The following is a 22,041-nucleotide window of genomic DNA, read 5'->3' on the forward strand; positions in this document are numbered from 1 at the left end:
TCTGGCCGGCAGGGCTCGCATCGAGGACAGGCGGCTGTCGCTTGGAAAACCTCCGCAATGAAGGGGCCGGCACCTGGCCACCTGCTTGCAGATCTCGTTTGTCAAAGCGGCTGAAATCGTAAAATTAGCGTGCTCATTCTATCACAGCGCCTACATCACGCGAGCCTGCAGGGCGCGGCCAGCGATGAGGAATTTCCATGGGCTTGGCAGTCTGATGCTATCACCTCCCGTCCGCCATGTTGATTCAGGGAAACGCCGAGCGGACAGGCGCTGCCCTTGCCTCCATGACAGGCACCGCCGATGCTATCCCCGTCCGCCTTCAGCCGTTATGCTGGAGCGATCAATATCCCCAGGGTGTGCTGCTGAGGCCGAGCGCAGGTCGGGCCGGAATTTCCAGCAGGCACACGCTGCCAGGCCACCTTTTACGGGTTTCATGACGGCGTGGGCGCGACTCCGGCCGGAACGTGCCGACTGGCCGAGATCCTTCCACCGCTGACTGCGAGGTTGCATGCACGTATCGACTGCCGCTGAACACTCCCCTCGCGGGGCGGCCCACGCGAGCCCTTCCGAGCGCCTGACGGGCACGGCACGGCTGGCCGACAGCCGCTGGACACGCTGCCTGCTGGCCAGTGTGCTGCTGGGTCTGGCCGGCTGCCAGTCGCCGGCCACGCAGGCTCCCTTCGCCTCTCAGCCGGACCCGCTGGATACCGCCCCACCCATCACCAGTGGCCTGGATGCCAACAGCCTCAATCAGCTGCTGGGCGCGGAGCTTGCCGGCCAGCGTGGCGACTACCCCAGCGCCGCCGATGGGTATCTGGCCGCCAGCCGCCGCTTCGATGACCCGGAACTGGCCCGGCGCGCCGTGCTGGCCGCTCGCTACGCCGACAATCCTGCCCTGCTGGAGCGTGCCGCCCAGCGCTGGCAACAACTGGATGATTCCGCGACCGAGCCGGGCATCATCCGCGCCCGCCTGGCCGTGGAGCGCGGCGACTGGATGACGGCGCTCGAGCAGCGTCTCGCGGTAGAGACCGCCGGCGGTACCGGCAACGTGACCACCTTGGCGGAGCAGTCCATCGATGCCGGCGCGGATCTGGAATCACTGCTGTCACGGCTGCTGGAGCATGTCGCGCAATATCCCGCGCAACCGGGCCCGCGAATTGCCGCCGCGCTCTATGAAGCGGCGCTTGGAAATGAGTCCGACGCTCGCAGGCGCCTGATGGCGATGGAAGGCGAGTTCCCCGAACTGGCCGAAGTGTGGCTGGCACGCAGCGAGATAGAGCGCGACGCAGGCCGCCTGAGCGCCTCACGACAGGCGGCCGAGCGTGGCCTGGCCATCGCCCCGGATGACAGTCGCTTGATCTTGAGCGCCGCCCAGACCGAGCTTGCCGGTGGTGACATCGAGGCCGCGCGCCTGCGCATTGATGACCTTGTCAGCCGCCATGCCAACGCACCGCGCCTGCGTCTGGCACTGGCCAGCCTCTATCTGGACGCCGACTCTCCCGAGGATGCTCGTCGTCTGTTGCTGCCGTTGCTTGATGACACGCCGGTCCCGGATGCCGCCTATGCCCTGCTCGGGCTGGCGGCAGAGGCCAGCGGCGAGATCGACAACGCCATCCTCTATTACCGACAGGTACCGGATGGGGAGCGCTACGTCTCAAGTCGCGCGCGCGCCGCGCAGCTGCTGGTGGAGCATGATCGCAGCGAGGAGGCACGCCAGTTCCTTGCCGTCGAGCGCCTGCGTCATCCGCGTCACGCCATGACATTGCTCAGCTTCGAGATCGACCTGCTGGATGCCCAGGAACACTACGCCGCCGCCGACGAGCTGCTCGACGGCAGCATCAAGGCTCGCCAGAAGACACTCACCAGGGCACGCAGCGAAGGTGACGGCGAAAGCGCTGCCGTGACGGAGAACGAACTGGCCAGCCTGCTGTTCCTGCGCGGCATTCGTCGTCTCGATGACGGGCGTCTCGAGGAGATGGAGCAGGACCTGCGTCAGGTCATTGCACTGGAGCCCGAGAATGCCAGCGCCTACAACGCTCTGGGCTACACCCTGCTGGTAGAGGATGCCGACCGCCGCGCCGAAGCGCTCGAACTGGTTCAGCGCGCCCATGCACTGAAGCCGAACGACCCTGCCATCCTCGACAGCCTCGGCTGGGGGTATTTCCTCACCGGGGATGCCGCCCAGGCATTGCCCCCGCTGGAAGCGGCCTGGGCACAGCAACAGGATGCCGAGATAGGCGCACACCTCATCGAGGTGCTGTGGTCACTCGAGCAGCAGGATGAAGCACGCAGCCTGGCCATCGAGCTCAGTGAGCGTTTCGAGGAGGCCAGCGAGCTGGAAGCCCTGTTCCAGCGCATCCCGGCTCTGCGACCGGTCGTGGATGCGCCCTGACAGGACAGCCCGGCACTTTCTGTCCATCGGCGAGTCCATTATCCTGACTCGCCGATGGCGCCATCGGTTGCCCATCGACTCTCATTCCGCCATCCGGAAGGCTTTCGCGTCATGACCTCCTCTTCTTTCCCCCTATCATCATTCTCCTCTCCCCGGACACGCCACCTTTCCCTCGCCATGTTGCGCCGTCTGGTGGGGCCAGTCCTGCTGGCCATGACATTGGGCCTGAGCGGCTGTGCCAGTCAGATGGCCAGCGACAACGCCGGTGACCTGACCCGCAATGAAGGTGACTGGCAGCAGCAGAGCGACAGGATCGATTCGCTCACGCACTGGCAACTGGCAGGCAAGGTCGGCATTCGCACGCCGGAGGAAGGTCACAGCGCCAATCTTGACTGGCAGCAGGAGGGCGATGACTACCACATGCTGATCACCGGCCCACTGGGTGCTGGCCGCACGACCCTGGTGCGTGATGCCGAGGGCGTGCGCCTCTCCTCGTCCGACGGCGACTTCCAGGCACCGGACGCCGAAAGCCTGATGCTCTCGCAGCTGGGCTGGTCCTTGCCGCTGGGGGCTCTGGATGACTGGGTCCGCGGAGTGGCAGCCAAGGGCGAGCACGACCTGAAGAGTGACGCCCTCGGCTTCCCCGATACCCTTTATCAGGATGGCTGGGAGGTGGACTATCAGGATTGGACCCGCGCCGAAGGACTGTGGCTGCCGCGCAAGATGAAACTCTACTACGGCGATCTGACCGCCACCCTGATCGTCAATCAGTGGCAGGCACTCTAAGCGTGCCCCCGACGCTCTCTTCTTTCTCCACGGCCAGCATTCCGGCCAGCTCATCCATGACGGACACGATGACCGCGACACTTTCTCTGCCGGCACCGGCCAAGCTCAACCGCATGCTGCATATCACCGGTCAGCGCGCCGATGGCTATCATGAACTGCAGACACTGTTCCAGTTTCTGGATCACGGTGACCGACTGGACTTCACGCTGCGTGATGACGCTGCCATTCACCTCGCCCCGGCCATCGAAGGCGTGCCCGCGGAGTCCAATCTGATCATGCGTGCCGCTCGCCTGCTGAGAGAAGCGGCCGTCGCACGCGGCCAGGTCGCGAGCCCAAATGACTTGCCCGGTGTCGATATCCGACTGAAGAAGGTGCTGCCGATGGGCGGTGGCCTGGGCGGTGGCAGCAGTGATGCGGCCACCACGCTGCTGGCGCTGGATCACCTCTGGAAACTTGAGCTCGACCTGGACACCCTGGCCGAGCTCGGACTGACTCTAGGGGCCGATGTACCGGTCTTCGTTCGCGGCTTTTCGGCCTGGGCCGAAGGCATCGGTGAGCGACTGGAACCTGCCCCGCTGGACACCCCGTGGTTCGTGGTGATCCACCCGGGCATCGAGGTCGCGACCCCCGCCGTGTTTGGCCACCCGCAATTGACACGTTCCAGTCCCGCGATTAGTATGGCGCGCGCACTGCAGGGGGGCCGCAACGACTGCGAAGTCGTGGTGCGCACTTTGTACCCGGCAGTCGCCGACGCCCTGGACTGGCTGGACCAGTTCGGCACCGCCAGACTGACGGGCACCGGCGCCTGTGTGTTCTGTGCGTTCGATGACGCACGACAGGCCAGCAAGGTGCTGGGCCGACTCGACTCCGAGCGCCCGACGTGGCACGCCTTCATGGCACGTGGTTGCAATCTCTCCCCTCTTCATGCCGCTCTGGCTTCGGCCTGAGCACAGCAACTGGTTGAAGTGAACGTTGCTGGGGTATCGCCAAGTGGTAAGGCACCGGTTTCTGGTACCGACATTCCCAGGTTCGAATCCTGGTACCCCAGCCAATCCTGGCCGTTCCCGGTCAACCCGGAATTCTCCACTCCCGAGATCCCACAAGACTCCAAAGGTGGCTGCGCGTGTCAAAACTGATGGTATTCGCGGGGAATGCCAATCCCGCTCTCGCCCGCAAGGTAGCTGAAGCCCTCGATACCCGCCTGGGCCACGCAACCGTCGGTCAGTTCAGCGATGGCGAGATTGCGGTAGAAATCAACGAAAACGTCCGCGGCAAGGACGTCTTCATCATGCAGTCCACCTGCGCACCGACCAACGACAACCTGATGGAGCTGATCCTGATGGTGGATGCGTTGCGTCGTGCGTCAGCGGCGCGCATCACGGCGGTCGTGCCGTACTTCGGCTATGCCCGTCAGGATCGCCGCGTGCGCTCCGCTCGCGTGCCGATCTCGGCAAAGGTGGTCGCGGACATGATGGTCAAGGCTGGCGTGAATCGCGTCATGACCATGGACCTGCATGCCGACCAGATCCAGGGCTTCTTCGATGTGCCGGTGGACAACGTCTACGGCTCACCGATCCTGCTCGACGACATCGAACGTCAGAACTATGACAACCTGATCGTCGTCTCCCCGGATGTGGGCGGCGTGGTGCGTGCCCGTGCCATCGCCAAGCAGCTCAACTGCGAGCTGGCCATCATCGACAAGCGTCGTCCCCAGGCCAACCAGGCCCAGGTGATGAACATCATCGGTGATATCAAGGACCGCACCTGCGTGCTGGTCGATGACATGATCGACACCGCCGGCACCCTGTGCAAGGCGGGCGAGGCACTCAAGGATCATGGCGCCAACCGCGTCGTGGCCTATGCGTCCCACGCGATCCTGTCCGGCCCGGCGGTCGACAACATCACCAACTCCGTCCTCGACGAAGTGGTGGTGGCCGACACCATCCCGCTGTCCGACACCGCACGTCGTTCCGGCAAGATCCGCCAGCTGACAGTCGCTGGCCTGATCGCCGAGGCGATCCGTCGCGTCAGCAATGAAGAATCCGTCAGCGCCATGTTCCACTGAGTCCTGTCGGCGGGCCCTGCTCGCCGCTGCTCGGGGAAGAGGCACTGACACCGGCAGATGATCCGTCATCTGCCGACAAGCGGCCGGCCCGGAAATCTCCGGGCCGGCCTCATGGATCCGGTAGCGCTCTGGTCGCGGGGGCTGCCGGATTCTCATTAGACCCTTGAGGTATCTGCAAAATGAAACTGTTCAAACTGAATGCTGAAGTTCGTGAAGACCTGGGGAAAGGTGCGAGCCGCCGCCTGCGTCGTACGAACGACTTCGTGCCGGGAATCGTCTACGGCGCCGACAAGGCCCCGACTCCGGTCATGGTCGACAAGCCGAGCCTGTACAAGGCGGTTGACGATGAGGCGTTCTACTCCTCCATCATCACCCTGAATGTTGCTGGCAAGGCCGAGAAAGTCGTCATCCGTGACCTGCAGCGTCACCCGTTCAAGCCGCTGCTGACTCACATCGACTTCCTGCGCATCGACCCGACCCACAAACTGACCATGAACGTGCCGCTGCACATCACTGGTCAGGAAGCCTGTGTCGGCGTCAAGGATCAGGACGGCGTCCTGCACATCCTGGCAACTGACGTCGAAATCAGCTGCCTGCCGGAAGCCCTGCCGGAATACCTGGAGCTGGACGTGTCCAAGCTGGAAGTTGGCCACACCCTGCACCTGTCCGACATCGCTCTGCCGGAAGGCGCCGAGTCCGTTGCCCTGTCTCACGGTGCCGATCACGACACCGCTGTGGTCAACGTCACTCGTCCGAACATCTCTGCTGACGCAGAAGATACTGCTGAAGGCGAAGAAGCCGCTGCAGAATAACGCAGCCTTCTGATCAGGGAGCCAGACACGCATGTCACGAGTGAAAGCGATCATCGGCCTCGGTAATCCGGGGAGCGAATACGAAGACACCCGTCACAACGCCGGCGTCTGGCTCCTTGACGCTCTTGCGCGCCACGGTCACACCACGTTGCGTCCGGAACGCAAGTTCCATGGCCAGTACGCGAAGATCATCTTCGCCGGTCAGGATCTGCATCTGCTGTTCCCATCGACGTTCATGAATCGCAGCGGTCAGGCCGTGGCCGCATTGTGCAACTTCTACAAGCTCGCCCCGGATGAACTGCTCGTCGCCCACGACGAACTGGACATCGATCCCGGCACCGCCCGCTACAAGCAGGGTGGCGGCCACGGGGGGCACAACGGGCTTCGCGACATCATCAGCGCACTGGGCAACGACAAGTCGTTCCATCGTGCCCGTATCGGCATCGGCCACCCCGGCAATGCCAAGCTGGTGACCAACTTCGTGCTCGGGCGTCCCGGCAAGGCTGAACGCCTGGCCATCGATGACGCCATCGACGAAGTGGTCATGACCCTCCCGGATGCCCTCAGCGGCGAATGGGCACGGGCCATGAATCGCCTGCACTCCTTCAAGCACTGAACCTCTGCATCACCCGGCATCACTCCTCTCCGAATTTCGGTGATTCGCTCAGCGCATCACCTCGCTTGTGCGCGCGTCTCGCCACGCGATCAGCAGCAAAAGGCATCATTTGTCGCGCGACATGCGCCCAATGGATGACCTCGGCGGCATGAGGCCTTACACTTCCCGCCTGACTTCACACCGTGCCTGTCCCCTCGTCTCCTCGCATGGCCCGTGCCCTCGCACTCCGGGCCTGCCGGTCGAGACGGTCATCAGTGCCACGCCCCATTCGACACGTCACACCAGGATCTAGCGCCATGGGTTTCAATTGCGGCATCGTCGGCCTGCCGAACGTCGGCAAGTCCACTCTCTTCAATGCACTGACCAAGTCGGGCATTGACGCCGAGAACTTCCCCTTCTGCACCATCGAGCCGAACACCGGTATCGTGCCGATGCCTGACCCTCGCCTGAATGCGCTGGCCGAGATCGTCAAGCCGGAGAAGGTGATTCCGACCACCATGGAATTCGTCGACATCGCAGGTCTGGTCGCCGGCGCCTCCAAGGGCGAAGGCCTGGGCAACAAGTTCCTGGCCAACATCCGCGAGACCGATGCCATTGCCCACGTGGTGCGCTGCTTCGAGGATGACAACGTCATCCACGTCGCCAATCACGTTGACCCGGCCGCCGATATCGAGACCATCAACATCGAGCTGGCCCTGGCCGACCTCGACAGCGTCGAGCGCAGCATCCAGCGCCTGGCCCGTGTCGCCAAGGGCGGCGACAAGGAAGCCATCGCCACCAAGGCGGTGCTGGAGCGTATCCAGCCGCACCTGGCCGAAGGCCAGCCGCTGCGCAGCTTCGGTCTCAGCGATGACGACCTCAAGATCCTGCGTGGCTTCGGCTTCCTGACCCTCAAGCCGACCATGTACATCGCCAACGTCAGCGAGGAAGGCTTCGAGAACAACCCCTACCTCGACATCGTGCGTGGCATCGCCGCCAATGAAGGTGCCAGCGTGGTGCCGGTGTGCAACAAGATCGAAGCCGAGATCGCCGAGCTGGAGGAAGAGGAGCGCGAGATGTTCCTCGACGAGCTGGGCATGGAAGAGCCGGGCCTGGATCGCGTGATCCGCGCCGGTTATGAACTGCTGGGCCTGCAGACCTACTTCACCGCTGGCGTGAAGGAAGTGCGTGCCTGGACCGTCAAGATCGGCGCTACCGCTCCGGAAGGCGCTGGCGTCATCCACACCGACTTCCAGAAGGGCTTCATCCGCGCCGAAGTCATCTCCTATGACGACTTCATCGCCTACAAGGGCGAGCAAGGCGCCAAGGATGCCGGCAAGTGGCGCCTGGAAGGCAAGGACTACATCCTCAAGGATGGCGACGTGGTGCACTACCGCTTCAATGTCTGAGGCCTCGGGCGCAGTCAGTACCTGGTGAGCCAGCCTGAAAGCGCCTGATGCTGCAGGGAACGCCCCTGATCTCCCACGAGGTCAGGGGCGTTCTGCATCATGGGTCATGCCCCATCATCAAGAGCACAGCCCTGCAGCCATTGTGCCGCCAGCGTCGCCAACTGGTCCGCCAGTGACTGCGCCAGACGCCCCCTCCCCGCCTCTCGACGCCACACGGCACTCAGCATCAGCTCGCCGGCCAGGGGCAATGTCCGCGCGTCCAGGCCACGCTCCCGACAGGCGGTATGCGCCGTCAAGGCATCGACCACGGCCAGCCCCTCCCCTGCCTGCACCAGTGCCGCTGCCAGCGGATAGGTCTGTACGCGCGTCACGATGCGAGGAGATGACGGTGCTTTCGAGTTACCTGATTCAGACGGTGACGGCATCTCGCTCGCCAGCAGGCCATCGAGACGTCGCGCCAGCGGATCATGCGCCCCCAGCGCGATCAGACGCTGACCGGCAAGCTCCGCCACCGTCATCGGTGCCTGCTGACACTCCTGTACCCAGTACCCTGCGGGCGCCAATACCTTCAGGGGCATGCGGGCCAGTGCGCGAGTCATCAGTGCCGGATGCGTCGGCGCACTCAAGGTGAAGGCGATATCGACTTCATGCAGCAGCAGGGCATCGATGATCTCGCGGGTGTGCTGGGTGGCCAGCTCGCAATTGACTCGAGCATGTCGCCGGCGCCATTGCCCCAGCGCCTGCGGCAACAGCTGCTGGGCGATCGCCGGCGTCGCCACCACCTTGAGAGACTGCGCCTCACCTGAGCGCAAGCCTTCTACCAGCCGCTTGACGTCATCCAGCTGCCCCAGCATCCCCTGGCTTGCCGCCTCCAGCTTGCGCGCCTCCTCCGTGGGCACCAGCTGTCCGGCGCTACGGGTGAACAGCGCGATCCCCCACTGCCGCTCCACCTGCTGCAACGCCTTGCTCGCGGCCGGCTGGGAAACATGCAACAGCCGAGCGGCGCCGGTCACGCTGCCGGCCTGCAACACCGCATGAAAGACCTCCAGATCCCTGAGCCGCATGCAAGATCTCCACATTCTGTCGTGTTGTCTCAACGTCCAGCCGACAGCCTACCCCATAACCGAGGGTTATGACGTAGCGAGGATCTTTCATTCGCCGCTCGGCCCCGGGACAGGCATGCTCATCTGCCTACCCCATACCGTCAGGAGCCTGCCATGCAACGTCATGTGACCATCATCGGAGGCGGCGTGATCGGCCTGAGCAGCGCTCATGCACTGGTCCGAGCGGGACACTGCGTGACCCTGATCGATGCCCACGCCGACGTCGCCCGCGAGACCAGCCATGCCAACGGCGGCCAGTTGAGCTACCGCTACGTGGCACCGCTGGCTGACAGCGGCGTGCCCCGCCAGGCCATCAAGTGGTTGCTGGCAGGCAATGAGGCACCGCTGAAACTGCGCCCGAACCTGGACCCCGCACAATGGCGCTGGATGACGCAGTTTCTGGCCGCCTGCAATCAGCGCACGCATCGAGCAAGCGCAGCGCAGATGCTCGCCCTGGCACTGCACAGCCAACAGATCATGACTCAGTGGCGAGTTCAGGATGCACTCGAGGAGTTCGCCTGGCAGCAACGCGGCAAGCTGGTGATCCATCGCGACTCCGCAGCGCTCGACAGGGCCGCCGCCGCACGCGTCGCGCCTCAGGACCAACAGGTGCTCGATGCACGTCAATGCATCGCACTGGAGTCCTCACTTATCCACCAGCAGCCTCATCTGTCGGGCGGAATCTTCAGCGCCTCGGACGAGACGGCGGATTGCCATGCCTTCTGTCAGGCGCTGGAGCGCAAGCTGCAGGCCTCTGGTCGCTATACACACCTCGCCAGCACCCGCGTCGCTCCACTGAGCGCGCACGACGGACGCATCGCGCACCTCGAACTCACCCGCGCCGATGGCCGCCGCGAACGCCACGTCGTCGATACGCTGATCATCGCGGCCGGCAATCACGCCACCGAACTGGTCCGCCCGCTGGGCATCCGCCTATCTCTGCAACCGCTCAAGGGCTACAGCCTCACGCTGCCACTGCCAGCTGACACCCCAAAGACAGCGGCCCCGCGCATCAGCGTGACGGATGCCGCGCGCAAGGTGGTCTACGCCGATCTGGATACACGCAAGTCCCGACAGCTGCGCGTCGCGGCCATGGTGGATATCGGCCACCGCGAATCTGACAGCTTCCATCCTGCGCTGGACGAGAAGCGCATTGCCGCCCTGCGTCAGCTGGCCAGTGAGACCTTCCCCGACGCCGGCGATTTCTCGCAAGCCACTCCGTGGGCCGGGCTGCGCCCCAGCACGCCGAAGGGCCCTCCGATCCTGGGACGCCCCCAGCAAGCGGGCAGACCGGACAACCTGTGGCTGAACGTCGGACATGGCAGCCTGGGATTCACGCTGGCCTGCGCCAGTGGCGACCTCATCGCACGCGCCATCTCGCAAGAGAGCCTTCCCGGCACGCTCCTCGATACCCTCCCCGACCACCTCGCAGAGCAGCTCGGCTGCTAGCCTGATGAATTCCCTGCCACTTTTTCAGGCTGATGCGTTGACAACATCACGGATAATCCGTAATATTCGCCTCCGTTGGACGGCTACATAGCTCAGCTGGTTAGAGCACATCACTCATAATGATGGGGTCCCCTGTTCAAATCAGGGTGTAGCCACCAACCAAGATTCGAAAGGCCTGACTGCTTGCAGTCAGGCCTTTTTTGTTGCGTCGGATTCACATTCCCTCGCATCGCCTGCGCTCATGCTCGTGACTCCCGCCGACAATCGACACCGGAACCGGAACCGGAACCGGAACCGAAACCGAAACCGAAACCGAAAGAGGCAGCCCGCAGGCCGCCTCTTTCAATGTTTCAATTTTTCAATGTTTCACCGTGCTTGTCAGTTCAACTCTGCTCAGTCCAGACGCTCGCGATTGCAGAATGCCACCAGCACCTTGATCAGCATCGCCACATCGGCACTGCCGGACGTCTCACGAATCGAGTGCATGCCCCACTGCGGCAGCCCGACATCCAAGGTCGGCACCCCCACTTCACTGGCGGTGATCGGCCCGATGGTGCTGCCGCAACCCATGTCGGCACGGCTGACGAACGTCTGAACCGGCACCTCCTGCTCACGGCACAGCTCACGGAACAGACCCGCCGTGGTGCTGTTGGTGGCATAACGCTGATTGGCGTTGACCTTGATCACCGGCCCCGCATTCAGTTTCGGGCCATGACCCGCATCATGCTTGTCCGGGAAGTTGGGGTGGACGGCATGCGCATTGTCACAGGAGATCATCAAGGAGCGCTGCACGAGGCACTGATAACCTTCTTCGTTGTCCAAGCCCACATAGTGATTGATGCGCTTGAGCACATCCGCCAGGAAAGGTCCCTGGGCACCGCAGGCGCTGGCACTGCCGACTTCCTCGTGATCCGTGGCGACGAACAGCGCGCCCTGGCTGCCATCGGCCCCCAGCAACGCTTCCAGGCCGACGAAGCAGGACAGCAGATTGTCCAGGCGTGCACTGGCGACCAGCTCGCCCTTGAGCCCGGCCTGGGCCGCCGGCTGCAGATCATGCAGCCCGAGTTCGAAGTCGATGACCTCCGCGACACGCACGTCGTGCTGCTCTTCCAGCAGCTCGATCAACAGCGCATGGAAGGCCTCAGCCGGAGTGCCAGCCTCCTCACCCAGCTGCATGACCACGGCGGACATCTGCGTCTGGGCATTGATGGCGCGCCCATTGTTGACGTCACGATCCAGGTGAATCGCCAGGCTCGGAACACAGGCCACCGGCCGCATCACCGTCAGCAGCAGACTCTCGCGACGGCCATCCTGGTGACGCACCTGAACACGGCCTGCAAGCCCGAGATCGCGATCGAACCAGGTATTCAGCAGTACGCCACCGTAGGTTTCGATTCCCAGGGTCAGCCAGCCCTGACTGAGCTGGGCTGGATTGGGCTTCAGGCGCAGGCAAGGAGAATCCGTGTGCGCGCCGATCATCCGTATTGCCTCGAGCTGCGTATTACCCCGAGGAAGCTGAAAGGCGAGCAGCGAGGAATCATTGCGCGTCACGAAAGCCCGTTCACCGGGCGACAACTTCCAGCTTTCGGTCTCCTCGAGTCGGCGATAGCCTTCGCGCTCCAGGCGAGCCGCCATGGTCGCCGTGGCATGCCAGGGCGTCGGAGAGACATTCAGGAATTCAAGCAGTGCTGGAACGCGGGAATCCGCAATCGCGTAAGTCATGATAGCGTCAAGTCCTCGAAGATGAATGCAAGGCACTGTATAAGAAGAAACATGATGGATAGAGCGAAACGACTCCTCCCTTGCGGTGGTGATCGACCCGCCAGCTCTCGTCAGCCGCGCAGGTCCCGCAGGACCGATCACGCCAGGCAGCGCTGACACGCCATACCGCAAGCCCCGCCGATCAACGACAGGCAACTGTCGCGGACGCGGGAGGCTGCTACAATGCCCGCTCGACCTCTCCGCGGAGAGGTCGCTCAGGGAGCAGAGTGTACATGAATCGGGAGTGCTTCATTGATGAGCCTGTTTGCAAACGTCCGGCGCACGGCATGCCTTGCCTTGTGTCTCGCCATGGCCGGCCCCGCCAGCGCCGCGGTCACCCCTACTGACGCCGATGCACAGGCTGCTCGCGAAGTTGCCGAATCATTGCGTTACGGGCATTACGAAGATGTCACGCTGGATGACCAATGGGCTACCCAGGCATTCACGCAATATCTCAAGACACTCGACCCCCAGAAAGCCTATCTGCTGGACTCGGATATCACCGAGTTCAGTGATCTTCGCCACGCCTTCGATGACGCCATGCTCGACGGTGATCTCGAGCGCCTCTATGCCCTGCATGCCCGCTACCAGCAGCGCCTCACCTCACGCCTCGAATGGCTGGTGAAGACGCTGGACGGCAAGCCGAGCTTCGATTTCACCCGCGATGATCGACTCGCACTCGATCGTGCGGAAAGCCCCTGGGCCGACAGCGAGCAGGAGCTTGATGAGCTGTGGCGCAAGCGACTCAAGAACGCCTGGCTGTCGATGTCGCTGTCCGACAAGAGCGACGAGGACATCGCCAAGACGCTCAGCGAGCGCTATGCCAACCAGCTCAAGCGCATCGAGCAGACCAACGACGAAGACATCCTGACCCTGATCATGCACGCCGTCACCGGCAGCATCGATCCGCACAGCGAATACTTCTCCCCACGCCAGGGCGAATCCTTCGACATCCAGATGAAGCTGTCACTCGATGGCATCGGCGCCCTGCTTCAATCCGAAGGCGAGTACGTCAAGGTCTCAAGCCTGGTACCGGGCGGCCCGGCCGAGAAGGACGGGGAGCTCAAGCCGGCGGACCGCATCGTGGCCGTTGGTCAGGGGGATGGCGAATGGACCAACGTGGTCGGCATGCGCCTTGACGATGTCGTGGACCTGATCCGTGGCCCCAAGGGCTCCGTCGTGCGCCTTGAAGTCATCCCGGCCCAGTCCCTGGATGTCACCAAGACACGGGAAGTGGACATCACCCGCGACACCGTCAAGCTGGAAGACCAGGCTGCCAACGCCAAGGTCGTCGACGTCAAGCGCAATGATGGCGTGCACAGGATCGGCGTGATTCACGTCCCTGCCTTCTATGTCGACTTCGATGCCTGGCAGGCCGGCGAAGATGACTATCGCAGCACCACACGTGACGTGGCGCGCCTCATCGATGAGCTGAAGGCCAAGCAGGTGGAAGGCATCATTCTGGATCTGCGCAACAATGGCGGCGGCGCCCTGCAGGAGGCCAATTCGATGATCGGCCTGTTCATCGACCGCGGCCCCACCGTGCAGGTACGTGATGCCCGCGGACGCATCAGCCTGTATGGCGATACCGATGCCGGCACCCACTACGATGGTCCGCTGGCCGTCCTGGTCAACCGCCTTTCGGCCTCGGCCTCCGAGATCTTTGCCGGCGCCATCCAGGATTATGGCCGCGGCCCGGTCATCGGCAGCCAGACCTTCGGCAAGGGCACCGTGCAGACGATCTCCTCGCTGACACAAGGTGAAATCAAGCTGACCCGCGCCAAGTTCTATCGCATCTCAGGTGACTCCACCCAGAACAAGGGCGTCAAGCCGGACATCGCCTTCCCCAGCATCATCGACCCGAAGGAAATCGGCGAATCGAGCCTCGACTACGCCCTGCCATGGGACCAGGTTCGCCCGGTGAAGTATCGTCGCTATGGGGAACCGGCTCGCTACCTGGCAGCCCTGCGTGCCCGCCACGAGAGCCGTGTCGAACAGGAGCCCAACTTCGTCTACCTGCAGAGCGAAGTCGCGTTGTCAAAGGCACTGCGCGCCCAGCAGACCAGCATCAGCCTCAATCGTGAGCAGCGCAAGCGCGAGATGGATGCCCAGGAAGCCGAGCAACTGGCACTGGAAAACAAGCGCCGCCGAGCACTGGGCATGGAGCCGCTGTCGAGCTTCGCCGAACTTGATGCCGCCAGCGATCACATCGCATCGGCAGAAAGTGACCTGCAGCAGGAGATCGAGACGCAGGACAGCACCGACGAGCCAGCCGAGGATCCCATCGATCAGGCTCAGCTCCAGGAAAGCGCCGAGATCCTGCTCGATTACGCCCATCTCAATGGCGATCGCTGAACTCTCTCGTCGTCGCTGACGCGCCGGCACATCGCGGTTGCAAGGCCCCTGCCCTCATGTCAGATCCGAGTGCAGGGGCTTTTTCATGCCTGATGCAGGCGTCACCGACACGCACCGGCGAATCGACAGCACCGGCGCTCGGCACGCGAGGGCAAGCTGAAACGAATAGCAGAGAGATCGACCAGCAAGGAAGCGGGCGGACACAGGAAAGCAGGCAGACACAGAAAAGCGGCAGAGAAGACTGCAGGAGTGAGACATCATCAGCGCAGAATCACGTCATTCTGACGAGAGGCAGGCGGGATCTCGAACGATCGACTGGCAAGAGGGGGAGATACGGGATGTGCTATTGGCTCCTCGAACAGGACTCGAACCTGTGACCCAATGATTAACAGTCATTTGCTCTACCAACTGAGCTATCGAGGAACAACGAAATATCGATCGATATCAGGGCGATATCGAAGCTGACGATGAGATGCTCATCTACCAGCGTCATTTCCGGCATTGGCAGGAAGCCTGGGATTGGCTCCTCGAACAGGACTCGAACCTGTGACCCAATGATTAACAGTCATTTGCTCTACCAACTGAGCTATCGAGGAACGACCGGAAATCCATCTGCCAGCGACATCATCATGGATGCTGTCAGACTGACATTTCAAGCATGCTGCGTGTGCTATTGGCTCCTCGAACAGGACTCGAACCTGTGACCCAATGATTAACAGTCATTTGCTCTACCAACTGAGCTATCGAGGAACAACCTTGAACACGCGACGAATTATACGGAAATACTCAATGGCGTCAACCACCTTCGGGCATTCAACCTGCCGCAGAACTCGCTCGATTCCTTCTGCCGAATCCACCTCCGAAAGCGCACATGGCGACATCCAGATGTGACAAGGCCCGCACGGATGCAGGCCTTGGAATCACTGGTGGCTACACCCTGATTTGAACAGGGGACCCCATCATTATGAGTGATGTGCTCTAACCAGCTGAGCTATGTAGCCACACGACGAGGCGTATATTGCAGGTCAGGCTGCTGAATTGCAAGCACTTTTTTGCAATTGCCCGTCAAAGTGAGTCAGCGGGATGCTCAGATGCCCAGCGAGGCCTTGACGGCAGGCAGGCCAGGTTCTCCCTGGGTGGTCTCGACACCTTCAAGCCATGCCTCCAGCACGCTGGGGTTCTGCTTGAGCCAGTCTGCTGCTGCCTCGTCCGGATCGGCACCCTCATCCATGATCTCGCCCATGATCTGATTTTCCATCTCCAGGCTGAACTCGAGATTGGCCAGCAGCGCACCGACATTGGAACACGCCTCACTATATCCCGCGCGGGTATTGGTGTAGACCGTCGCTCCGCCCAGGTTCGGCCCGAAGTAGTCATCCGCGCCTTCCAGATATCCCATCTCGAAGCGAGTGTTCATGGGGTGCGGCTCCCAGCCGAGGAAGACGACCCACTCCTTGGCCGCGATCTTCGACTTCACTTCCGCCAGCATGCCGGCTTCGGAAGAATCGATCATCTCGAAGGCGCCCAGACCGAAGGCATCGTCATCGATCATGTCGGCGATGATCATGTTGCCATCATTGCCTGCCTCGATGCCGTAGATGCGCCCATCGAACTTCTCGAGGTTGTCGGCAAGATCCGCCACCGAGGTCACGCCGGCATCCAGCACGTACTGGGGCACCGCCAGGGTGTACTTGGCCCCTTGCAGATTCGCACGCGGTCGCTCTACCTGCCCCTTGTCGATATAGGGGTCACTGATGGAAGCCATCGACGGCATCCAGTTCCCCAGGAAGACATCGAAGTCATCGTTCTTCATGCCGGCATAGGCGATCGGCACGGAGATCGTGTCGGAGGTCGTCTCGTACCCCAAACCTTCCAGGACACTGCGCGTCAGCGCCGTGGTGGCAGTGATGTCCGTCCATCCCACCTCAGCGAAGCGCACCGTACTGCACTCCTCTGATACCTCGGCGTGCGCCTGGGGTGCCAGCAGCATCCCCATGGCCAGTCCCAGCGGCAATGCGGCAAAACCTGATGATGATTTCATGCTTGTCCCTTCTCTTTGTTATATGAGCAGTACATGTCCGTCAGTCACACGTGTCATTGATCCCCACCCGGCCCGGCGACAAGTGACAGCCCGCGGGAGGCGCCACTCATGACACGCTCTCATCACGACAAGCTCCCATGCTGTCGTTGAGAAGCTGCCTGTCTCTGACGAGCTGCCGGGCCAGACGTACGAGGCACCTCGTGAGCACCTTCACAGCCCTTGCTAGGACGCCTTGTGCCCTCTGGCGTTCTCTATAGTTCTACCAAGCCTGGCTTTCAATAACCACGAATTATGCAACTTGACGCATCACCTTTCTGTCTCTACACTTTTTTATTAATTGAACGTTCAATAAAACTCGAGTCACGACAAGATCGAGCCGAATCCCGATTGAACGCCGGATTCAGCAATGCGGTGACAACCGCGTATCCTTGGCGTCTACCAGTACCAAGATTACGCGAGTTTCACCGATACGCCACCTGACGGGAGAGCAAGCTGATGCCGAAAGTGGGAATGGAGCCTATTCGTCGCCGCCAATTGATTCTGGCCACCATGCAAGCCATCGATGAGGCAGGACTGGCCGACGCCACCGTTGCACGGATCGCACGGCATGCGGGCGTCTCCGCCGGCATCATCAGTCACTACTTCGGCGGCAAGGATGGCCTGATGGAGGCCACGATGCGCCAGATCCTCACCGACCTGCGCAGAGCCGTCAGTGAGCGACGCGCCGAGATCGCCTCGAACGACGTCCGCAGTCACCTGCATGCCGTGATCGATGGCAACTTCGATCGCAGCCAGGTCAGTCAGAGCGTCTCCAAGACCTGGCTGGCCTTCTGGGCCTCCAGCATGCATCGCACACCGCTGGAGCGCCTGCAGAAGGTCAATGACCGTCGTCTGGTCTCCAATCTGTCGGCCATCTTCCGTCGCGTGATGCCGCTGGTGGAGGCACGCGATGCGGCGGCAGGGCTCGCCGCCTTGATCGACGGCCTGTGGTTGCGTGGCGCGCTGGACCCCGAGGGACTGGACGTCGAGCGAGCCCGGCGTCTGGCCTATGAATATGTGGAATACCAGCTGGCGCAACACGCCGCTGACGTCTCCACGCCAGCAGCAGATGCACAAGCGTCTGACATGACGCACCCGGTGCCTGCCGAGCATGCCTGAGCGCAACAGCCTCCCCCGCTCGGACGCTTGAACCCACCGGTACTCTACGACTCTCCCCCTTTTCTGATCCCTGACAGGAGCGCAAGCATGGCCAACAGCAACGCAAGCTTCCCGACCCAGACCCTGTACATCAATGGTCGTCGCGTTGACGCGACCTCTGGCGAAACCTTCGAGACCGTCAACCCGGCCACCGGCGACGTCATCGCCCAGGTACAGCAGGCCAGCGGCGCGGACGTGGATGCCGCCGTCGAAAGCGCCCTGCAGGGCCAGAAGGTGTGGGCCGCGATGAGCGGCATGGAGCGTTCGCGCATCCTGCGTCGCGCCGTCGACCTTCTGCGCGAGCGCAATGACGAGCTGGCACTGCTCGAGACATTGGACACCGGCAAGCCGCTGTCCGAGACCGAAGTGGTCGACATCGTCACCGGTGCCGATGCACTGGAATACTATGCAGGCCTCGCGCCGGCCATCGAAGGCACCCAGGTGCCGCTGCGCCAGGAAGCCTTCGTCTACACCCGCAAGGAACCGCTGGGTGTCATCGGTGCCATCGGTGCCTGGAACTACCCGATCCAGATCGCCTGCTGGAAGTCTGCCCCGGCACTCGCCGCCGGCAACGCCATGGTCTTCAAGCCCAGCGAAGTCACGCCGCTGAGCGCACTGAAGCTTGCCGAGATCTTCACCGAAGCCGGCCTGCCGGACGGCGTGTTCAACGTCGTGCAGGGCGATGCCCGCGTCGGCGTGATGCTCACAGAGCACCCGGATATCGCCAAGATCTCCTTCACCGGCGAAGCCGGCACCGGCAAGAAGGTCATGTCCGCGTCCGCCTCTTCCAGCCTCAAGGAAGTCACCATGGAGCTGGGCGGCAAGTCCCCGCTGCTGGTGTTTGCGGATTCCGACCTCGACCGTGCTGCCGACGGCGCCATGATGGCCAACTTCTACAGCTCCGGTCAGGTGTGCACCAACGGCACCCGCGTCTTCGTCGAAGCCAGCGTCAAGGACGCCTTCGAGGCCAAGATCGTCGAGCGCGTCGCACGTATCAAGGCCGGTGACCCGCAGGATCACGCCACCACCTTCGGTCCGCTGGTCAGCTTCGAGCACCTGGAAAAGGTCGTCTCCTACCTGGAGATCGCCAAGCAGGACGGCGCACGTCTGCTGGTTGGCGGCGAGCGCATGAGCGAAGGCGACTTCGCCAAGGGCGCCTGGGTCGCGCCGACCGTCTACACCGACTGCAGCGATGACATGCGCATCGTGCAGGAAGAGATCTTCGGTCCGGTGATGTCCATCCTGTCCTTCGACAGCGAAGAGGAAGTCATCCGCCGCGCCAACGACACCACCTATGGCCTGGCGGCTGGCCTGTTCACCGAGAGCCTGAACCGCGCGCACCGCGTGATCCACCAGCTCGAAGCCGGTATCTGCTGGGTCAACACCTGGGGCGAGTCCCCGTCCGAGATGCCGGTCGGCGGCTACAAGCAGTCAGGCATCGGTCGCGAGAATGGTGTCGAGACGCTGTCCCACTACACTCAGACCAAGTCCGTGCTGATCGAGATGGGGCCGTTCGAGTCCGCCTTCTGAGCCACCAGAGGCCATGAGGCCTGAATCGACGACAGCAGCATTGTCTGGCGCAGGATGCGGGATCAGGACACTTGATCCACTGATCCGCTGCAGTGAGTTGATGCACTGAAGATAGCGCCAGATGCCCCACCCGCCGGCATGACGACCCCTCGTCGTGCCGGCCAGCACGCCACGCCACTCATGACTTCGGCGCTGGCAGTGCACGAATCCCGACGAGTCGCTGACAGTGATGGCATACCACTTGCCATGCGCTGCCCCGACGGCTCCTCACAGACACATCACCGTATCCATCCGCCCGGCAGTGGCCACCCCTCGTCGTCGACGGGGCGTCCTGCGCCCGCATGTGGCATCTGATACGAAAGGAGATTTCATGAGCCAATTCGAGCGTGAATACGACTACGTCATCATCGGTGCCGGCAGCGCCGGCAACGTGCTGGCCACTCGCCTCAGTGAAGACGCTGACGTCAGTGTCCTGCTGCTGGAAGCGGGCGGCCGTGACCACCGCTTCGATTTCCGTACCCAGATGCCTGCCGCACTGGCGTATCCCCTGCAGGGCCAGCGCTACAACTGGGACTTCAAGACCGACCCCGAGCCGCACATGAACAATCGCCGCATGGAATGTGGCCGCGGCAAGGGGCTGGGAGGCTCCTCGTTGATCAATGGCATGTGCTACATCCGTGGCAATGCGCTGGATTACGACAACTGGGCCAAGGATCCCATCCTGGCTGACTGGAACTATCGTGAGTGCCTGCCCTACTTCCGCAAGTGCGAGACGCGCGATATCGGCCCGAACGACTACCACGGCGGCGATGGGCCGGTCTCGGTCACGACTCCCAAGGAAGGCAACAACGAGCTCTATCACGCCTTCATCGCGGCAGGCATCGAGGCGGGCTATCCGGCCACCGAAGACGTCAACGGCTATCAGCAGGAAGGCTTCGGCCCGATGGATCGCTTCGTGACCAAGGAAGGCCGTCGCGCCTCCACCGCCCGCGGCTATCTGGATACCGCCAAGAAGCGCGCCAACGTGACCATCGAGACGCGTGCCACCACTGATGTCATCCTGTTCGAGGGCAAGACAGCGGTCGGCGTGAAATATGAGCGCAAGGGGCAGGACCACCGCGTACGTGCACGCAAGGAAGTGCTGCTGTGTGCCGGCGCCATCGCCTCGCCGCAGATCCTTCAGCGCTCCGGCGTAGGCAACCGTGAGCACCTCGAGCCGCTGGGCGTGAAGATGGTGCACCACCTGCCGGGTGTGGGGGAGAACCTGCAGGATCACCTCGAGCTCTACATCCAGTACGAGTGCACCAAGCCGATCTCGCTCTACCCGTCCCTCAAGTGGTACAACCAGCCGCCCATCGGCCTGGAGTGGATGCTCAAGGGGACCGGTGTGGGTGCCAGCAACCAGTTCGAGGCTGCCGGCTTCATTCGCAGCGATGCCAACGAGGCCTGGCCGAACCTGCAGTATCACTTCCTGCCGATCGCGATCAGCTACAACGGCAAGAGTGCGGTGCAGGGTCACGGCTTCCAGGCACACGTCGGTTCCATGCGCTCCCAGAGCAAGGGCCGTGTCCGACTGACCTCACTGGACCCCAAGGCCGCGCCCTCGATCTTCTTCAACTACATGGCCGAGGAGCGTGACTGGGAAGAGTTCCGCGCCGCCATTCGCCTGACTCGCGAGATCATCGCTCAGCCGGCACTGGACGATTACCGTGGCCGCGAACTGGCGCCGGGCGCTGACGTCCAGACGGACGAGCAGCTCGACGAGTACGTACGCAATCATGCCGAGACGGCCTACCACCCGTGCGGCAGCTGTCGCATGGGCAGTGACGCGACCTCCGTGGTCGATGGTGCCGGTCGCGTGCATGGTCTCGACAACCTGCGCGTCGTGGACGCCTCGCTGTTCCCGGTCATCCCCACCGGCAACCTGAACGCACCGACGATCATGCTGGCGGAGAAGATGGCCGACAAGATTCGGGGCCGTGCTCCGCTGCCGCCGTCCGACGCCGACTACTTCGTGGTCGAGCCGGGCACACCGGCCAAGCAGCCCGCCAAGCGCCAGATCGATTCCGCGCCGATCAACGGCTGATCCTGCGCGATCAACGTAAGCCTCCGTTATGCTGACGGCAGGCATGGAAGCACCATCGATCGTTCGAGGCCCCGCACTGCGGGGCCTTTTTTATGTCTGGCATGTCTCGATTCCAGACCATCACTTCCGTCGTGGCAGCCCACCTCCTCGTTTCCCCCCCCGCCCGCATCGCTTCATCCCGCCCGCACCGCCTCATCCCGTCTCATGGCATCAGCAGCTCCGATGACGTCCCGACCGGGGCCAGTGCCTCTCCCTGTATCCAAGGCCCCTTTCGCTGCCCATACGCCTTGCACAGCCACCATTGCTTTCCCCGCGACGCCTCTTCCATCGCTTCACCTTTCATACCTTCGACCTTGGGTGGACTGGCGGAGTGAGTCGAGTTGGGATAGGCTGACAATAATTCAAACAACTGTTCTAAACGCATGGCTGCTATGCTGAAGAGGAAGGCCATTCGCTAGAG

At 62.7% G+C, this 22,041-nt stretch carries 16 protein-coding genes and 6 tRNA genes; 14 read left to right on the forward strand and 8 right to left on the reverse strand.

The features are described 5' to 3' along the window. Nucleotides 1–508 precede the first annotated feature (508 nt). The 8 genes from BFX80_RS14215 to ychF all read left to right on the forward strand — a co-directional run bounded on the left by BFX80_RS14215 (nucleotide 509) and on the right by ychF (nucleotide 8,059). A complete protein-coding gene (locus BFX80_RS14215) occupies nucleotides 509–2,392 on the forward strand; it encodes a tetratricopeptide repeat protein (protein ID WP_084209245.1) in 1,884 nt (627 codons plus the stop codon). Nucleotides 2,393–2,503: 111 nt separating this feature from the next. Next, nucleotides 2,504–3,178 carry a lipoprotein insertase outer membrane protein LolB gene (gene lolB, locus BFX80_RS14220; RefSeq protein ID WP_077371490.1) on the forward strand — a complete coding sequence of 225 codons (675 nt, stop codon included), beginning with the start codon at nucleotides 2,504–2,506 and terminating at the stop codon, nucleotides 3,176–3,178. Between the two features lie 68 nt (nucleotides 3,179–3,246). Then, nucleotides 3,247–4,125 (forward strand): 4-(cytidine 5'-diphospho)-2-C-methyl-D-erythritol kinase, encoded by an 879-nt coding sequence (gene ispE / locus BFX80_RS14225; protein ID WP_136938355.1) that lies wholly within the window; start codon nucleotides 3,247–3,249, stop codon nucleotides 4,123–4,125. A gap of 29 nt (nucleotides 4,126–4,154) precedes the next feature. Next, nucleotides 4,155–4,229: transfer RNA gene (locus BFX80_RS14230), tRNA-Gln, on the forward strand. Between the two features lie 84 nt (nucleotides 4,230–4,313). Beyond that, complete coding sequence (locus BFX80_RS14235; protein WP_077371487.1) at nucleotides 4,314–5,243, forward strand: ribose-phosphate pyrophosphokinase; 930 nt, start codon at nucleotides 4,314–4,316, stop codon at nucleotides 5,241–5,243. A gap of 179 nt (nucleotides 5,244–5,422) precedes the next feature. Next, on the forward strand, nucleotides 5,423–6,055 hold the full coding sequence (locus tag BFX80_RS14240; RefSeq protein WP_077371484.1) for a 50S ribosomal protein L25/general stress protein Ctc: 633 nt from the start codon (nucleotides 5,423–5,425) through the stop codon (nucleotides 6,053–6,055). Nucleotides 6,056–6,086: 31 nt separating this feature from the next. Continuing rightward, complete coding sequence (pth, locus tag BFX80_RS14245) at nucleotides 6,087–6,671, forward strand: aminoacyl-tRNA hydrolase (RefSeq protein WP_084209246.1); 585 nt, start codon at nucleotides 6,087–6,089, stop codon at nucleotides 6,669–6,671. 296 nt (nucleotides 6,672–6,967) lie between these two features. Next, entirely contained in the window at nucleotides 6,968–8,059 is a 1,092-nt protein-coding gene (gene ychF, locus BFX80_RS14250; RefSeq protein WP_077371478.1) for a redox-regulated ATPase YchF, read from the forward strand. Nucleotides 8,060–8,163: 104 nt separating this feature from the next. Here the strand turns inward: ychF and BFX80_RS14255 are convergent, their stop codons facing one another. After that, the gene (locus tag BFX80_RS14255; RefSeq protein WP_167593050.1) at nucleotides 8,164–9,123 is read right to left on the reverse strand and encodes a LysR family transcriptional regulator; all 960 of its coding nucleotides are present in this window, start codon (nucleotides 9,121–9,123) and stop codon (nucleotides 8,164–8,166) included. A 153-nt stretch (nucleotides 9,124–9,276) separates the two neighbouring features. Here BFX80_RS14255 and BFX80_RS14260 point away from each other — a divergent pair, with 153 nt between their 5' ends. Then, nucleotides 9,277–10,611 carry an FAD-dependent oxidoreductase gene (locus BFX80_RS14260; protein WP_084209248.1) on the forward strand — a complete coding sequence of 445 codons (1,335 nt, stop codon included), beginning with the start codon at nucleotides 9,277–9,279 and terminating at the stop codon, nucleotides 10,609–10,611. An 81-nt stretch (nucleotides 10,612–10,692) separates the two neighbouring features. Continuing rightward, nucleotides 10,693–10,769: transfer RNA gene (locus BFX80_RS14265), tRNA-Met, on the forward strand. Between the two features lie 235 nt (nucleotides 10,770–11,004). Here BFX80_RS14265 and BFX80_RS14270 read toward each other — a convergent pair. After that, nucleotides 11,005–12,333, reverse strand: a complete 1,329-nt coding sequence (locus BFX80_RS14270; RefSeq protein WP_084209249.1) for a M18 family aminopeptidase — start codon at nucleotides 12,331–12,333, stop codon at nucleotides 11,005–11,007. A 294-nt stretch (nucleotides 12,334–12,627) separates the two neighbouring features. Between BFX80_RS14270 and BFX80_RS14275 the strand changes: the two genes are divergently transcribed. Beyond that, nucleotides 12,628–14,727 carry a carboxy terminal-processing peptidase gene (locus tag BFX80_RS14275; protein ID WP_084209250.1) on the forward strand — a complete coding sequence of 700 codons (2,100 nt, stop codon included), beginning with the start codon at nucleotides 12,628–12,630 and terminating at the stop codon, nucleotides 14,725–14,727. Between the two features lie 347 nt (nucleotides 14,728–15,074). Here the strand turns inward: BFX80_RS14275 and BFX80_RS14280 are convergent. The 5 genes from BFX80_RS14280 to BFX80_RS14300 all read right to left on the reverse strand — a co-directional run bounded on the left by BFX80_RS14280 (nucleotide 15,075) and on the right by BFX80_RS14300 (nucleotide 16,768). Further along, nucleotides 15,075–15,150: transfer RNA gene (locus tag BFX80_RS14280), tRNA-Asn, on the reverse strand. Nucleotides 15,151–15,247: 97 nt separating this feature from the next. Then, nucleotides 15,248–15,323, reverse strand: a tRNA-Asn gene (locus BFX80_RS14285). Between the two features lie 78 nt (nucleotides 15,324–15,401). Beyond that, nucleotides 15,402–15,477 (reverse strand) — tRNA-Asn (locus tag BFX80_RS14290). A 174-nt stretch (nucleotides 15,478–15,651) separates the two neighbouring features. After that, nucleotides 15,652–15,728 (reverse strand) — tRNA-Met (locus BFX80_RS14295). Nucleotides 15,729–15,814: 86 nt separating this feature from the next. Then, nucleotides 15,815–16,768, reverse strand: coding sequence for a choline ABC transporter substrate-binding protein (locus tag BFX80_RS14300; RefSeq protein WP_084209251.1), 954 nt, complete (start codon nucleotides 16,766–16,768; stop codon nucleotides 15,815–15,817). A gap of 495 nt (nucleotides 16,769–17,263) precedes the next feature. Between BFX80_RS14300 and betI the strand changes: the two genes are divergently transcribed. From betI to betA, 3 genes are all read left to right on the forward strand, one after another. Further along, nucleotides 17,264–17,926, forward strand: coding sequence for a transcriptional regulator BetI (gene betI, locus BFX80_RS14305; RefSeq protein ID WP_077371460.1), 663 nt, complete (start codon nucleotides 17,264–17,266; stop codon nucleotides 17,924–17,926). Between the two features lie 87 nt (nucleotides 17,927–18,013). After that, a complete protein-coding gene (gene betB / locus BFX80_RS14310; RefSeq protein ID WP_084209252.1) occupies nucleotides 18,014–19,495 on the forward strand; it encodes a betaine-aldehyde dehydrogenase in 1,482 nt (493 codons plus the stop codon). A 370-nt stretch (nucleotides 19,496–19,865) separates the two neighbouring features. After that, the gene (betA, locus tag BFX80_RS14315) at nucleotides 19,866–21,581 is read left to right on the forward strand and encodes a choline dehydrogenase (protein WP_077371454.1); all 1,716 of its coding nucleotides are present in this window, start codon (nucleotides 19,866–19,868) and stop codon (nucleotides 21,579–21,581) included. A 202-nt stretch (nucleotides 21,582–21,783) separates the two neighbouring features. On the opposite strand, the gene BFX80_RS14320 is transcribed toward betA, so the two are convergent. Further along, the gene (locus tag BFX80_RS14320; RefSeq protein WP_084209253.1) at nucleotides 21,784–22,032 is read right to left on the reverse strand and encodes a hypothetical protein; all 249 of its coding nucleotides are present in this window, start codon (nucleotides 22,030–22,032) and stop codon (nucleotides 21,784–21,786) included. Nucleotides 22,033–22,041 lie beyond the last annotated feature (9 nt).

The organism is Cobetia marina, from assembly GCF_001720485.1.
In the GTDB taxonomy this organism is placed as follows: Bacteria; Pseudomonadota; Gammaproteobacteria; order Pseudomonadales; family Halomonadaceae; genus Cobetia; species Cobetia marina.

Coding starts and splice junctions, on each gene's coding strand:
- BFX80_RS14215 (WP_084209245.1), top strand. CDS start 509: ATGCACGTATCGACTGCCGCTGAACACTCCCCTCGCGGGGCGGCCCAC.
- lolB (WP_077371490.1), top strand. CDS start 2,504: ATGACCTCCTCTTCTTTCCCCCTATCATCATTCTCCTCTCCCCGGACA.
- ispE (WP_136938355.1), top strand. CDS start 3,247: ATGACCGCGACACTTTCTCTGCCGGCACCGGCCAAGCTCAACCGCATG.
- BFX80_RS14235 (WP_077371487.1), top strand. CDS start 4,314: ATGGTATTCGCGGGGAATGCCAATCCCGCTCTCGCCCGCAAGGTAGCT.
- BFX80_RS14240 (WP_077371484.1), top strand. CDS start 5,423: ATGAAACTGTTCAAACTGAATGCTGAAGTTCGTGAAGACCTGGGGAAA.
- pth (WP_084209246.1), top strand. CDS start 6,087: ATGTCACGAGTGAAAGCGATCATCGGCCTCGGTAATCCGGGGAGCGAA.
- ychF (WP_077371478.1), top strand. CDS start 6,968: ATGGGTTTCAATTGCGGCATCGTCGGCCTGCCGAACGTCGGCAAGTCC.
- BFX80_RS14255 (WP_167593050.1), bottom strand. CDS start 9,123: ATGCGGCTCAGGGATCTGGAGGTCTTTCATGCGGTGTTGCAGGCCGGC.
- BFX80_RS14260 (WP_084209248.1), top strand. CDS start 9,277: ATGCAACGTCATGTGACCATCATCGGAGGCGGCGTGATCGGCCTGAGC.
- BFX80_RS14270 (WP_084209249.1), bottom strand. CDS start 12,333: ATGACTTACGCGATTGCGGATTCCCGCGTTCCAGCACTGCTTGAATTC.
- BFX80_RS14275 (WP_084209250.1), top strand. CDS start 12,628: ATGAGCCTGTTTGCAAACGTCCGGCGCACGGCATGCCTTGCCTTGTGT.
- BFX80_RS14300 (WP_084209251.1), bottom strand. CDS start 16,768: ATGAAATCATCATCAGGTTTTGCCGCATTGCCGCTGGGACTGGCCATG.
- betI (WP_077371460.1), top strand. CDS start 17,264: ATGCCGAAAGTGGGAATGGAGCCTATTCGTCGCCGCCAATTGATTCTG.
- betB (WP_084209252.1), top strand. CDS start 18,014: ATGGCCAACAGCAACGCAAGCTTCCCGACCCAGACCCTGTACATCAAT.
- betA (WP_077371454.1), top strand. CDS start 19,866: ATGAGCCAATTCGAGCGTGAATACGACTACGTCATCATCGGTGCCGGC.
- BFX80_RS14320 (WP_084209253.1), bottom strand. CDS start 22,032: ATGGCCTTCCTCTTCAGCATAGCAGCCATGCGTTTAGAACAGTTGTTT.